Here is a 13,166-nt window from a genome sequence, read left to right as displayed (position 1 = left end):
GTTGGATGTATTGCGTCGGAAAAGCATTCATCTGCTACCCCGACCGTAATGAACACGGGCCGCACGGGCGGATATGGCAGGAAGACTGAATTGAAGAACAAGGATATACACGCGACGAGGCCGGCCACCGATCAAGGGCATGCGGGGCCGCCCGCCTGCGTGCAAGTTCGCGGCGCGCGCCAGAACAATCTCAAAAAATGTCGACGTCGATGTACCGCGCGACGCCTTCGTGGTGTTCACCGGCATATCGGGCTCAGGCAAGTCATCGCTCGCGTTCGGCACCCTTTATGCCGAAGCCCAGCGGCGTTATCTGGAATCGGTTGCGCCTTATGCCCGTCGCCTGATCGACCAGGCCGGCGTGCCGGAGGTCGACGCGATCGACGGATTGCCGCCTGCGGTCGCGTTGCAGCAACAGCGCGGCTCGGCTAACGCGCGATCCTCGGTCGGCAGCGTGACGACGCTCTCCAGCCTGGTGCGGATGCTCTATTCGCGCGTCGGCGAATATCCGCGCCATCAGCCCATGCTTTATGCGGAGGATTTCTCCCCCAACACGGTCGCGGGGGCATGCGCAACCTGCCACGGCATCGGCCGCGTATATGACGCGACCGAAGAGACGATGGTGCCTGACGGCAGCCTTACCATTCGCGACCGGGCGATCGCCGCCTGGCCAACGGCGTGGCATGGGCAGAACCTGCGCGATATCCTCGTTTCGCTCGGCTATGACGTCGATACGCCGTGGCGCGAGCTGCCGAAAAAGGATCGCGACTGGATCCTTTTCACCGAAGAGGCGCCGACGGTGCCGGTCTATGCGGGCCTGACGCCCGAACAGACCCGGGCGGCGCTCAAGCGCCGCCTGGAGCCGAGCTACCAGGGCACCTTCACCGGCGCGCGCCGCTATGTGCTGGAAACCTTCGCCAACACGAAAAGCGCGCTGATGAAGAAGCGCGTCTCGCAATATATCATCGGCCGCGATTGCCCGACCTGCGACGGCAAGCGCCTGAAGCGCGAAGCCCTGTCCGTGAAGTTCGCGGGCCTCGACATCGCCGAGTTCGGCGACCTGACGGTGCTCAAGCTGAAGGACTTGCTGATGCCCGTCGCGCAAGGCGCGTATGGGGCGGTCTCCGCCCCCTCGAAGGGCCATGTTCTGGAGAAAGCGGCCCGCGATGCAGCGGTCGAACAACGGGTTGCGGCGGGCGGCTCTGCGCACAAGGGCGCGCCCGACGTACGCCGCACGCCCAATCTCTCCGACGAGAAGCGGATCGCCGCCCAACGCCTTGCCTGCGAATTGATCGAGCGGCTGGACCCGCTGATCGATCTTGGCCTTGGTTACATTTCGCTCGACCGCAGCACGCCGACGCTCTCCTCCGGAGAGCTGCAGCGCTTGCGGCTTGCCACGCAATTGTCGTCACAGCTTTTCGGCGTGGTCTATGTGCTCGACGAGCCTTCGGCAGGGTTGCACCCGGCAGATGGCGAAGCCTTGCTCACCATCCTCGAGCGTCTCAAGGCGGCGGGCAACTCTCTGTTCGTCGTCGAACATGATCTCGACGTGATCCGCCGCGCGGAATGGCTCGTCGATGTCGGGCCAGGAGCCGGGGAAAAGGGCGGTGAAGTCCTCTACAGCGGGCCGATAGAGGGGCTCGCCGACGTCGAGACTTCGATCACCCGCCGCTACCTGTTCGCAGAGCCGCTCCGCAGTGAGCGCACACCGCGCGATCCCAAGGCATGGCTACGCCTTGAAGGGATCAGGCGGAACAATCTCCATGGTCTCGACGTCGAGTTTCCCATCGGTTGCTTCACCGCTGTCACCGGCGTTTCGGGATCAGGCAAATCCAGTCTGGTCAGTCAGGCGCTGCCCGAGCTCGTCACGGAACACCTCGGCGGCTCCCCCGTGGCCGAGGAGGAGGATATCGATCCGCTGCTCGATGTTGCGCAGAAAGACACTGAAGGACGCCTTGTCGCAGGCATGGAGCATGTTCGCAGGCTGGTGCGGGTCGATCAGAAACCGATCGGCCGCACGCCCCGCTCGAACCTGTCCACCTACAGCGGCATGTTCGACCATGTGCGACGGATCTTCGCTGATACGCCGCTCGCCCGCCGGCGGCACTACAGCCCGGGAAGGTTCTCGTTCAACGTCGCGCAAGGCCGCTGCCCTGTGTGCGAGGGCGAGGGATACGTCATGGTGGAGCTGCTGTTCCTGCCGAGCGTTTTTGCGCCGTGCTCGACCTGTCATGGCTCTCGCTACAACCCGCAAACGCTCGAAGTTGAATGGAACGGGCGCAATATCGCCCAGGTGCTTGAACTGACGGTCGACTATGCGTGCGATTTCTTCGCTGGCGAGGCATCTGTGATGCGCTCTCTCGACGTGTTGCGGGAGATCGGTCTTGGCTATCTGAGGCTCGGTCAGCCGGCGACCGAGCTGTCTGGCGGGGAAGCGCAGCGCATCAAGCTGGCGACTGAACTGCAGCGCGCTCAACGCGGCAACACGATCTACATCCTCGACGAGCCAACTTCGGGGCTTCACCCCTCCGATGCCGACCGGCTGATGCAACACTTGCAGGGCCTCGTCGATGCCGGCAATACCGTCGTAGTCGTGGAACACGACATGCGCGCTATCGCACAGGTGGATTGGATTATCGATCTGGGACCGGGGGCCGGGGGAAGAGGCGGCCGTATCGTTGCCAGCGGCGTCCCTGGCGTCGTCGCGGAAGCGGAAGGCAGTCTCACCGCCCGCTATCTCAAGGCGGCGCTGTAGGTCGTAAACCTCGCCGAACGCACGTTCGATCAGGTGCATCTCAACCACACGTTGGAATGGGTCGAGTCTGGAAGCGGGAGCCGGCGAGGTGTCACCGCGGTTGACGCGGCTCAGGGTTTAAGTGCCGTCAGGTGCGCCCTGTTCGTGTGATACGCGGCATGGCGGACGGCCAATCTCTGGCCATCCGCCACATTTGCTTCGTGCGGACCTTCTCCGGGGAGAGGGCCCTCACATGGTTCGTCGAAACGCCCCGTCTTATTTCCCTGCTGCAAGCGCTGCGCTCACACCTTCTGCGATTTCCTCAACGAGTCTGGCACAGAAGGCGGGCAAATCATTAGGATCGCGGCTGGTAACAAGGCCGTTGTCGACCACGACTTCCTCATTGGTCCATGCACCGCCGGCGTTCTCGATATCGACCTTCAGCGTCGAGTAGGACGTCAAGGTGCGACCCTTGAGCACGCCCGCCTCGATCAATGTCCAAGGTGCATGGCATATAGCCGCAACAGGTTTTTTCTGATCGAAGAAAGCCCGGATGAAACCGATTGCCTCGTCGCTGCCGCGCAGCTTGTCGGCACCGACCGTCCCTCCGGGCACAACAAGTCCGTCGAAATCGTTGGCTTTGACCTCGGCAAACGTCTTGTCGATAGTATAGCTGCCGCCCTCGTCAAGGTCGCTATTGACTGTGCGAGCCACGCCCGCTTCAAAACTGACCACGGTCACTTTGCCGCCAGCCTCCTCGATAGCTTGCTTGGGCTTCGAGAATTCTGGCTCTTCCGTCCCGCGGGGCGCGATCAGAACGGCAACTGATTTGCCCTCTAATGTCATAATTTATCCCTATTCCGTAGAAGACTAAGGTCAGGCACCCGGTTTGAGCACGACCTTTGTCCAACCATTATCGCGCGCATCGAAATGCTTGTAAGCGTCTGGTGCCTGATCGAGCGGCAGTCGGTGCGAGATGATTTGACCAGGATTGGCCCGGCCTTGCTCGATAAGCTTCATCAGCCGCCGGTTGTAGTGCTTTACATTACACTGGCCGGTGCCGATCTTCTGCCCCTTGAACCAGAAGTTGCCGAAGTCGAACGCCATCTTGCCTTCCTTCTGGAGATCGTCGGTCGCATTCGGATCTTCCGGGATAAACACGCCGACGACGCCGATGCCGCCGGTGGCCTTCGTGCTTTTGACGAGGCAGTTCATCGTGTAATTACTGCGCTCCTTGCCGTGGCGATCGCAACACTGGTATCCGACCGCCTCGACCCCCCGGTCGGTCCCGAGGCCGCCGGTTGCGTCAAGGATCTGCTGGGCGGGATCGCCCTTGCGCATGTCGATCGGAATGGCGCCCATCGCCTCGGCCAGCTTGAGACGGTCATCGTGAGAATCGACCACGAAGATCTGAGAGGCACCGCGAATTTCGGCTGAGTGCGCGGCCATTAAACCGACCGGACCGGCGCCGTAGATCGCGATGCTTTCGCCAGGCATGAAGCCTGACAGTTCGACGCCATGCCAACCCGTCGGGAAGATGTCGGAGAGCATGACATAGTCATCCTCCTTCTCCTCGGCGTCCTCAGGCAGCTTCAGACAATTGAAGTCCGCATAAGGAACACGCATCAACTCGGCCTGGCCACCTTGCCACGGACCCATCTCGCAAAGCCATACGCTGCGCCGGCGGTTCCAGGGTTGGTCGTGAGGCAGAAACCCGTCAAACCCCGTTCGCAGTTTTCGCAGAAACCGCAACCGACGTTGAACGGCAAGCACACGCGATCGCCCTTCTTGATACGATCTACGGCAGAGCCGACTTCGACGACCTCGCCAAGGTTTTCGTGACCGAAGACCCTGCCCTTCTCGAAGCTGGTACGGCCCTCATACATGTGAAGGTCCGACCCGCAGATATTGGTCGTGGTCAGCCGGATGATAACATCGGTCTGCTTTTCGATCTTGGGATCATCGATAGTATCGACAGAAACATCTTTGGGCCCGTTGTACACGACAGCTTTCACGGATCTCTTCCTTTCGCAACTCTTCTGAACGCGTCATCAAATCTAGAGCTTGGTGTTGATCCGGTCCATCGCAACGACGGAGGACATCGCACCCATTCCAAGTGATCTCAGTTTCCTGAACCTTCTGCTACCTGAGAGGTTCCTTCCCGGAGGGCCATTCTCGGATCGATTCACGGCTGTTCTGAAGACTGGGCCAGAACGGGCGAATAACGCGCCAAGTTGATGTGCCCAAGAATTTCCCGCGAACAAATCGTGCCGCTACATCGCGCCACGTCAACGGCGCTTGATCAGTAAATTCAGAGGTGTGATAAGCGCAAAAGACAAGGCCATCCACTATCGCGGATGGCCTGTCGTATTCATTTACTCATTTCTCGGTTCGGCCGGGGCATCCATTCGGGATGGAGACACGAGCCTTACACTGCAGCCAAACGGCAGCTTAGGGTGCCGACCGCTCCGCTATTTCGCGGCCAGCAGGGTGAACTTGTGAATCTGCGGCGGTTCGGAAAACAGTTCGTCTGCCTTGTCCATCAGTGCGGCGGCAACCTTGCCGTCAAGATGGGCCTGGCGATCATCCTCTGTGTCGAACGTATCGAAGATCGCGTACGCACCGGGACCTTCCTCGATCGCATACCAGGTCAGAGTGCCCGGCTCAGCTTGAACGAGCGGCAATGCCGAGGTGAGGAAATCGGCGACATCGCGCTCTTTTCCGGGCTTGGCCTTCAGTGGTACATACAGGGCAAGTTTGGGCATAAATGACTCCTCAAGTGAAACGGACAGATATTATTCGGCAAAGTAACGGACGAGCAGACCGGTACGTTCCCCATGAGGCGGAGCACACGCGGCCCCGCCTCCTCGTCGAAATCAGAACTCCTGTGCGGTCGGCCGGATGACGATCGCGTTGACATCGACGTCATCAGGTTGTTCGACAGCGAACGCGATAGCACGCGCCACCGATGCCGCCGGGATGGCCTGCTTGTAGAAGTCCAGCACCGTCTCGGCAGCCGTGCCGGATGTCGTGAACTTCAGATCGCTTTCGACAGCTCCAGGCTCGATTGACGTGACCCGGACCTTTTCCCCCACTTCGTGGCGCAAGCCCTCGCTGATCGCGCTGACGGCAAACTTTGTGCCGGAGTAGACCGTGCCGCCCGGTGCGAAGACCTTGATGCCCGCAACCGAGCTCAGGTTGATGATGTGACCGCTGCCCTGCTCGAGAAAACCGGGAAGGGCCGCCGCGATGCCGTAGAGCGTACCCTTCAGATTGACGTCGATCATCTGGTCCCACTCGTCGGTATTGACCTCGGCCATCGGACGGATCGGCATGAGCCCGGCGTTGTTGATCAGCACGTCGAGGCGGCCGAAGTCGGCGACGATCGCGGCGACGACAGACTGGACCGCCGACTTGTCGGTTACGTCGAGCGCGTAACTACGTGCCGTGCCGCCGCTTGCGGCGATGTCCGCGACGACCTCGTCGAGCCTGTCCTTGCGCCGGGCGGCGATGGCCACCTTGGCGCCGCGTTCAGCGAGAAGCCGCGCGGTTTCTGCGCCGATACCGGTGCTGCCGCCGGTGATGAGAACAACCTTGCCTTCGATACCCTTGGTCATGACTGTATTCCTTCAAGTCAGTTGTTGATTTTTCGCCGGATCGCGGCCCCGCGCGAGCCCGCCCGGCCTGATGGGGTCACTGCGAGCGCAACAGGACGGGACCGGCGCCCACCTTGATGCGGAGCAGTTCGTAGGGCTTGCGGCGCAAGTCCCGCCCGCCGTGGAAGCCTGGCTGGCGGTGAAGCTGGTTGGCGATGAAGTAGAGGTAGCCGTCGGTGCCGATCGACAGCGTGTCGGGCCAGCTGATGCGCGGGTCGCTGACCACCGTCGTCCAGCTGCCCTGGTCGAGCACGCGGATCGCGTTGTTCTCGTAATCGCCGGCGAACACGCGGCCGTTGTCGTCCTCGGCAATCCCGTCCGAGGCGCCTTTGCGCCCCAGGTTGCGGACCGCGCGGCCCAACCCCTCCTCGGACACCGCGGCATCGCGCAGCAGCGCCGTGGGCACCGCGTGCAGCGTGCGACCCGACAGCGGTCCATAGTAGAGCAGGCTGCCGTCGGCGCTGAGCGCAATCGCGTCGCTGGCGATCGCGACCGGCGTCGCGGGGCCGTCGGCCGGGCGGTTCATGAGCACCGCGCCGTCGACGACCGGGGTGAAGCCGCGCTCGGGGTTGGTCGTCGCATGGTTCGACAGGCGCCGGATCGCACGCCCGCTGGCGATATCGACGACGATGATGCCGCCGACACCGGCGTTGCTGCTGTCGGTGATGTAGGCGACGCCCTCGGCGCCCTGACGCAGATCGAAGCGCACGTCGTTGAGGTAGGTCGTGGGCAGCACCACGCTGGGCGGCAGAACGATCGTCTTCACCACCCGGTTGGTTGAAAGATCGATCGCCACCAGCTTTGCACCGCCGGCCTGGGGCTGGGAGAAATTGGGCGCCGCCGTGTCGAGCACCCAGAGGCGGTTGGCGCCATCGGCCACCACGCTCTGCACCGAGATGAAATGCCCCGCCGGCTCTGCCGGATCGGGCCGGTTGGTCGCGGCGTCGGGATAAGGCACCGCCTTGCCGTCGACCAACTCGGCCACCGTGAACGGCGCGTTGTCGCCCCATTGCGGGAAGTTGACAAAAATGCGCCCGTTGGGGGCGACGGTCACGCCAGTCGGCATCGCGCCATCGAAGGTCGCGACCTGTTCGATCTGGGGCGCGGATGCACTCTCGCGGGTCGTCGAGCAGGCGGCGAGCGTTAAAGCCGCGCCCGCGGCAAGAAGCAGTTTGACGGAGATTTTCATGGGATCATTTCCTTGAGAATGCGGCCCGCTTCCTGGGGCTCGGACCGGAGATATTGCGGGGGCGCCTTGACCGATGCGCCAAGCGCGGCGGCGGCGTGCCAGGGCCAGCGCGGATCCCACAGCGCAGCGCGGGCTATCGCTATGGCGTCGGCATGCCGGTCTTCGAGGATGCGCTCCGCCTGATGCGGATCGGTGATCATTCCGACCGCCACGACAGGCATGGCGACCGCGTCCTTGACCGTCCGCGCCAGCGGCACCTGATAGCCGGGGCCGACAGGGATCTGCTGGCGCGGGTCGAGGCCGCCGCCGGAGACGTGGATTGCCGAACAACCGCGCCGCTCCAGCTGTTGTGCAAACAATGCGGTTTCCTCCGCCGTCCAGCCGCCTTCAACCCAGTCGGTCCCGGAAACGCGGACGGTCACCGGGCGGTCGGCCGCAAATGCTTCGCGCACGGCATCGAACACTTCGAGCGGGAACCGCATCCGGTTGTCGAGGCTGCCGCCGTAGTCGTCGCCGCGCCGGTTGGAGATCGGCGAAAGAAACTCGTGGAGCAGATAGCCATGCGCGGCGTGGATCTGGATGGCTTCGATGCCGAGCCTGCCGGCGCGCCGGGCGGCATCCGCGAACGCCTCCCGGATGCGGGCAAGCCCTGACTCGTCCAGTTCGACAGGGGGATGGTCGTCCGGAGCGAATGGGATGGCGCTGGGTGCCACGGTCTGCCAGCCATTCTCCGCATCGGGGGCGATCTGCGTTCCGCCGTGCCACGGCTTGGCGCAGCTCGCCTTGCGGCCGGCATGGGCCAGCTGGATGATAAGCGGCATGTCCGACCAACGGCGCACACTTTCGAGCACGCTTCGCATCGCCGCTTCGGTACGGTCATCGTACAGGCCGACGTCACCGTAGGTGATGCGCCCTTCCGGGCTGACCGCGGTCGCCTCTATCGTCAGCGCGCCCGCGCCCGAGAGCGCCAACTCCCCGAGATGCATCTGGTGCCAGTCGGTCATCGCGCCGTCGACTGCCGAATACTGGCACATCGGCGCGATAACGATGCGGTTGGCGAGCCGCAGCCCGCCAACCTCAATCGTTTCGAACAATTTCGCCATCACCATTCGCCCGTGTTGGGCATGGAGGCCCAGGGTTCGACCGGAGCCTTGTGTTCGCCCTGCTGCAGCAGTTCGATCGAGATCCCGTCCGGAGAGCGGACGAACGCCATGTGCCCGTCGCGCGGGGGGCGATTGATCGTCACGCCGCCCGCCTGCAGCCGCGCGCAGATTTCGTAGATGTCGTCGACCTGATAGGCGAGATGGCCGAAGTTTCGGCCCCCCGTGTATGTCTCGGCAGGGCTGCCGTCCTCGGGCGGCCAGTTGTACGTCAGCTCGACCTCGGCATCGCCCTGCTCGCCGTCGCCGCGGAAATCCTCGTCGGCGGCAAGGTAGATCAGCGTGTAACGCCCGGCCTGGTTCTCCATGCGCCGGGTCTCCTTGAGACCCAGCAGCGTGAAGAAACGGATCGACGACTCGGGATCGGCGACGCGCAGCATGGTGTGGAGATAGCGCATGATCAGGCGACCTTTTCCTTGAGGGCTTCCATCACGAGTTCCGCGGTGCGCGCCGCGCTGGCGGGGTTCTGACCGGTCACCAGATTGCCGTCGCGTAGGGCGAAGGGGGCAAAATCGGGGCCGCCCTCGTGCTTGCCCCCAAGTTCCTTGAGGCGCGTTTCGAGCAGGAACGGCACCGCCTGATCGAGGCCGACCGCGCGCTCCTCGCTGTCGGTGAAGCCCGCGACACGGCGGCCAGCCACGAGGGGCGTGCCATCGGCCTTCTTCGCCGAGACCAGCCCTGCCGGTCCATGACAGACGGCGGCGACGATCTTGCCTTCGCGGTCGAAGCGTTCGACCAGGCGGGCCAGTTCGTCGCTGCCGGGGTAATCGAACATGGTGCCGTGGCCACCGGGCAGGAACAGCGCGTCGTAGCCGCCGGGATCGATGCTGGTGAACACCGGCGTGCCGACAACCTCGGCCTTCAGGGCCTCGTCCTTCAGATAGCGCTCGACCGAAGCGTCGTTCTCGCCGTCGGCATTGACGCTGCGCTGGTCGACGGGGATGGCGCCGCCCTTGATCGAGGCAAGCGTCACCTCGGCGCCCGCATCGCGGAAGGCATAATACGGGGTGGTAAGTTCCTCGAGCCAGACACCCGTCGGTTCGGTGCCGGGGGTCATGCGGTCGGCGGAGGTGGCCACCATCAGAATGCGGGTCATCGTCAATTGTCCTGTTCCATTGATGTCGGGGACACGAGCAAACGCACCCGGCGCAGCCGCACCCGCCACAAAGACAGCTGTGAGAGCTTTCAGCAGTTGGCGGCGATTTTTCATTCGATCGTGCCTTTCGGCGGCTTAGATACGCCGGGAACGGCATCATGAAATCCAGCGGGAATGGCGGACGGCATAAATCCGCTTATGGAACGCAATGTCCCTCCTGCAGTTGCGCACCTTCGTCGAAGTCTACCGCCGTCGTTCACTGAGCGAGGCGGCCCGGGCAATCGGCATTACCCAACCGGCTGCGTCGCAGCACATCGCATCGCTCGAGGCGCAATTGGGCCGTCCCTTGTTTGATCGCCATTCGCGGGGTGTTCGACCAACAGCGATTGCCGACGATCTGGCGGCTTCGATCGGAAGCAGCCTCGACACGGCGGAATCGGCACTGGCCAGCGCGCGGGCCCGATCGTCGCGCATCTCGGGCACGGTCCACATCGCCGCACCGTCGGACCTGCTGGGAGAGATGATCACGCCCCGACTGGCTCCGCTGCTGGAAGCAGGGCTGGACCTGCGCCTGCATATCGGCGGGCGCGAGGCGCTTTATGCCATGCTCCTCGAAGACAGGGTGCATCTGGCTGTCACCGCCTCGAAACCCGAAGATCCGCGGTTGGCCTTCCATGCGCTGGGCGAAGAGCACCTGCGCGCCGTAGCCTCTCCCGCCGTGGCCATGCGGATTGCCGAATTGCCGCTGGTCGAAGGGCTTAATCAAACAGCCCACCTCGCCTACGATCTTGACCGGCCGCTGCTGCGAACCTGGCTCCATGCAAACCAGATCGAGCTGACTAGCCAGCCCGCCTTGACCGCGCCCGATCTGAGGGTGCTACGGTCGGGATTGTACGCGGACCTCGGCTGGACGGTACTGCCCGGCTATCTCACCCGCAGCGAACGCGCTGCCTGCACGCTGATCGAGATACCCGCGCCGATCATGGTGCCGCTCAACGCTTTCTACCTTGTGTGGGCACGCTCATCGCTGCGACACCCGCGCGTGGCCATGGCTCGGGACGCCTGATTGCTGCACTCCAAATATAATTGTGGCCACGCCTGCTGGGCCGTCAGCACAATTTCGGGTCTGAACCAGTTGAGCGCTGGCGAACGAACGGCGGCTTTCGGGATCGTCGGCGACAAGGCCGAACGGCCGGATGTAGGGCGCATTACTGACTTTCCGCTTCGCCCACCGCGAACGACCGGTTTCGGCAAGGAAGGACGTTCAAGACTGATGACCTGAGCGACCGAGACTGGTCGACTCCCGCCGGATTAGCAGAAGACGGACTGCACCCGAGAAGCGAATATTTTGCTACAAGGAGCCGACGAAGGCCATCGGCAGGTCACCGCTAGTTTATCGATTCCGGCATCGCAGACCCCGTTCAGTGCCGGGCGGAATTCCGGGCGACGGCATAAAAGCGCGTTCCAATTTTGATATATTCCTCAGATTGGCAAGCATGGTCAAATCTGTAGACTGACCCCAAAGATCATCCCTGGAGACTCCGAATGCCCCGCGTAGCGTTGTATGCCCGCTATTCCGACGATAAGCAGAGCCCTGCATCGATCGACGATCAGTTTTTGATATGCCGTGAACAGGCGGCGCGCGAAGGCTGGCGGATTGTCGCCAATTATAAGGATGCAGCGATCTCAGGCGCGAGCGTCATACTGCGTCCCGGCATCCAGTCACTTTTGCAGGATGCGCAGATGGGGCGCTTCGACATTCTGCTGGCCGAGGCGTTGGATCGGGTGTCGCGCGACCAGGCCGACGTTGCCACGCTCTACAAGAATCTCCAGTTCGCCGGCGTGAAGATCGTCACCTTGGCAGAGGGTGAGGTTTCCGAACTGCATGTCGGCCTCAAGGGCACGATGAACGCGCTGTTCCTCAAGGATCTTGCGAAGAAGACCCATCGCGGTCTGCGCGGCCGCGTCGAGAAGGGCAAATCGGGTGGCGGGCTTTGCTTTGGCTATGACGTCGTGCGGCGCTTCTCCAGCGAAGGCGAACCGGTCCACGGTGAACGCAGCATCAATGCCGCCGAAGCTGAAGTCATTCGCCAGGTTTTCCGACAGTTCGCCAACGGGCTCAGCCCCCACGCAATCGCCTGCCGTCTGAATGATTCCGGGATTTCAGCCCCAACGGGCAAGCTGTGGACATCAACCACGATCCGCGGCCACGCCAAGCGCGGCACCGGCCTCCTCAACAATGAGCTTTATATCGGCAAACTCGTCTGGAACCGGCTGCGCTATTTGAAGAACCCGCAAACTGGCAAGCGCGTCTCTCGTATCAATCCCAAATCCGAATGGATTGTGACCGAGGTTCCTGACCTGCGGATCGTGGATGAAGAACTCTGGCAGGCCGTGAAGGCAAGGCAGGAGAATATCGCGATCCAATATGCCGACGTCATCGAGGCAACGCGCTCCGCCCATACAGCTCTTAATCGAACGCATCGCCCCAAAAGCCTTCTCTCGGGCCTGGTCTATTGCGGCTGCTGCGGCGGTCCTTATTCCCTTCGCGGGCAGGGGCGGTTTGCCTGTTCGAACCATGGTGATACGAAAAGCTGCGCGAACGGGCATAGCATCACGCGAGACAAGCTGGAAGCGCGCGTCCTTGACGGCCTGCGCGATCGCATGATGACCCCCGATATCGCAGCAGAGGCCATTCGGACCTTTGTCGACGAGAGCAACCGGATCAATCACCAGCGCCGCGCGTCAGAAATCGCCGATCGAACGGATCTGCAGAAAGTCCTCAAGGCGATCAACGGCCTTGTGACACTCGCGAAAGAAGGCAAGGGCACACGCGCGCTTGTCGATGAACTTTTGGAGTTGGAAGCCCAAGAGGATGCGCTCCGCGCCCGGCTCGCTGCGGCACCGGTGGATGTGCCCGACATCCATCCCAACATCTCCGAGATTTATCGGCGCAAGGTGGAACGACTGACGCACGCACTATCGCAGCCGGAAGAGCGCCAGGAAGCCGCCGATGCGTTGCGGGCGCTGATCGAGCGCATCGAGCTTACGCCCGGCGCGAAGCGCGGTGAGGTCAACGCCATGCTCTACGGCGAGTTTGGCAGGATCCTGGAGTGGATCGAACAGCGTSGATTGGCCGAGAATGCACAAAGCCGGCGCWTTKGCGTTCGGGGCTTTGTGGGAATGTCGGTTTCGGTGGTTRCGGGAGTAGGATTTGAACCTACGATCCTTCAGGTTATGAGCCTGACGAGCTACCGGGCTGCTCCATCCCGCGGAGAGTTTGTTTGGCCTCAAGCGCGGCATCGACTTGCTGTCGACTTGGCTTTCCTCGCAT

General features: G+C 62.7%; 13 protein-coding genes, 1 tRNA gene and 1 pseudogene. 3 read left to right on the top strand and 12 right to left on the bottom strand.

The window, feature by feature from the left end; genetic code table 11:
* The first annotated feature begins 139 nt into the window (after positions 1-139).
* Positions 140-2,752 (top strand): excinuclease ABC subunit UvrA, encoded by a 2,613-nt coding sequence (locus tag BF95_RS18375; protein ID WP_235209851.1) that lies wholly within the window; start codon positions 140-142, stop codon positions 2,750-2,752.
* Between the two features lie 255 nt (positions 2,753-3,007).
* On the opposite strand, the gene BF95_RS18370 is transcribed toward BF95_RS18375, so the two are convergent.
* From BF95_RS18370 to BF95_RS18335, 9 genes are all read right to left on the bottom strand, one after another.
* Positions 3,008-3,577 carry a type 1 glutamine amidotransferase domain-containing protein gene (locus BF95_RS18370; RefSeq protein ID WP_043153270.1) on the bottom strand — a complete coding sequence of 190 codons (570 nt, stop codon included), beginning with the start codon at positions 3,575-3,577 and terminating at the stop codon, positions 3,008-3,010.
* A 30-nt stretch (positions 3,578-3,607) separates the two neighbouring features.
* A complete protein-coding gene (locus tag BF95_RS18365; RefSeq protein ID WP_235209850.1) occupies positions 3,608-4,357 on the bottom strand; it encodes a zinc-binding dehydrogenase in 750 nt (249 codons plus the stop codon).
* A complete protein-coding gene (locus BF95_RS29550) occupies positions 4,357-4,746 on the bottom strand; it encodes an alcohol dehydrogenase catalytic domain-containing protein (RefSeq protein WP_235209849.1) in 390 nt (129 codons plus the stop codon). The genes BF95_RS18365 and BF95_RS29550 overlap by 1 nt, the downstream gene beginning before the upstream one ends.
* Positions 4,747-5,202: 456 nt before the next feature.
* Positions 5,203-5,496: a putative quinol monooxygenase gene (locus BF95_RS18360; protein ID WP_037473339.1), complete on the bottom strand. Its 294-nt coding sequence runs from the start codon at positions 5,494-5,496 to the stop codon at positions 5,203-5,205.
* Positions 5,497-5,607: 111 nt separating this feature from the next.
* The gene (locus BF95_RS18355; RefSeq protein WP_043153268.1) at positions 5,608-6,348 is read right to left on the bottom strand and encodes an SDR family oxidoreductase; all 741 of its coding nucleotides are present in this window, start codon (positions 6,346-6,348) and stop codon (positions 5,608-5,610) included.
* A gap of 76 nt (positions 6,349-6,424) precedes the next feature.
* A complete protein-coding gene (locus BF95_RS18350) occupies positions 6,425-7,576 on the bottom strand; it encodes an L-dopachrome tautomerase-related protein (protein WP_043153266.1) in 1,152 nt (383 codons plus the stop codon).
* Positions 7,573-8,679 (bottom strand): NADH:flavin oxidoreductase/NADH oxidase, encoded by a 1,107-nt coding sequence (locus BF95_RS18345; protein ID WP_443018390.1) that lies wholly within the window; start codon positions 8,677-8,679, stop codon positions 7,573-7,575. Before BF95_RS18345 ends, BF95_RS18350 begins: the two co-directional genes overlap by 4 nt.
* Entirely contained in the window at positions 8,679-9,137 is a 459-nt protein-coding gene (locus BF95_RS18340; RefSeq protein ID WP_037479517.1) for a VOC family protein, read from the bottom strand. Before BF95_RS18340 ends, BF95_RS18345 begins: the two co-directional genes overlap by 1 nt.
* A complete protein-coding gene (locus tag BF95_RS18335; protein ID WP_037479462.1) occupies positions 9,137-9,832 on the bottom strand; it encodes a type 1 glutamine amidotransferase domain-containing protein in 696 nt (231 codons plus the stop codon). The genes BF95_RS18340 and BF95_RS18335 overlap by 1 nt, the downstream gene beginning before the upstream one ends.
* A 208-nt stretch (positions 9,833-10,040) precedes the next feature.
* Here BF95_RS18335 and BF95_RS18330 point away from each other — a divergent pair, with 208 nt between their 5' ends.
* Both BF95_RS18330 and BF95_RS29545 read left to right on the top strand, forming a co-directional pair.
* A complete protein-coding gene (locus BF95_RS18330; RefSeq protein ID WP_043153261.1) occupies positions 10,041-10,898 on the top strand; it encodes a LysR family transcriptional regulator in 858 nt (285 codons plus the stop codon).
* 479 nt (positions 10,899-11,377) lie between these two features.
* Positions 11,378-12,430: pseudogene (locus tag BF95_RS29545) on the top strand (recombinase family protein); the annotation flags it as partial.
* A gap of 147 nt (positions 12,431-12,577) precedes the next feature.
* Here the strand turns inward: BF95_RS29545 and BF95_RS29540 are convergent.
* From BF95_RS29540 to BF95_RS18310, 3 genes are all read right to left on the bottom strand, one after another.
* Positions 12,578-12,760: a hypothetical protein gene (locus BF95_RS29540; protein WP_043153255.1), complete on the bottom strand. Its 183-nt coding sequence runs from the start codon at positions 12,758-12,760 to the stop codon at positions 12,578-12,580.
* 51 nt (positions 12,761-12,811) lie between these two features.
* Positions 12,812-12,982, bottom strand: coding sequence for a hypothetical protein (locus BF95_RS29535; protein ID WP_235209848.1), 171 nt, complete (start codon positions 12,980-12,982; stop codon positions 12,812-12,814).
* Positions 12,983-13,028: 46 nt separating this feature from the next.
* Positions 13,029-13,106: transfer RNA gene (locus tag BF95_RS18310), tRNA-Met, on the bottom strand.
* Positions 13,107-13,166 lie beyond the last annotated feature (60 nt).

The sequence above is a fragment of the Sphingobium sp. Ant17 genome (genome assembly GCF_000588875.1).
In the GTDB taxonomy this organism is placed as follows: Bacteria; Pseudomonadota; Alphaproteobacteria; order Sphingomonadales; family Sphingomonadaceae; genus Sphingobium.
This window is presented reverse-complemented; position numbering and strand designations above follow the sequence as displayed.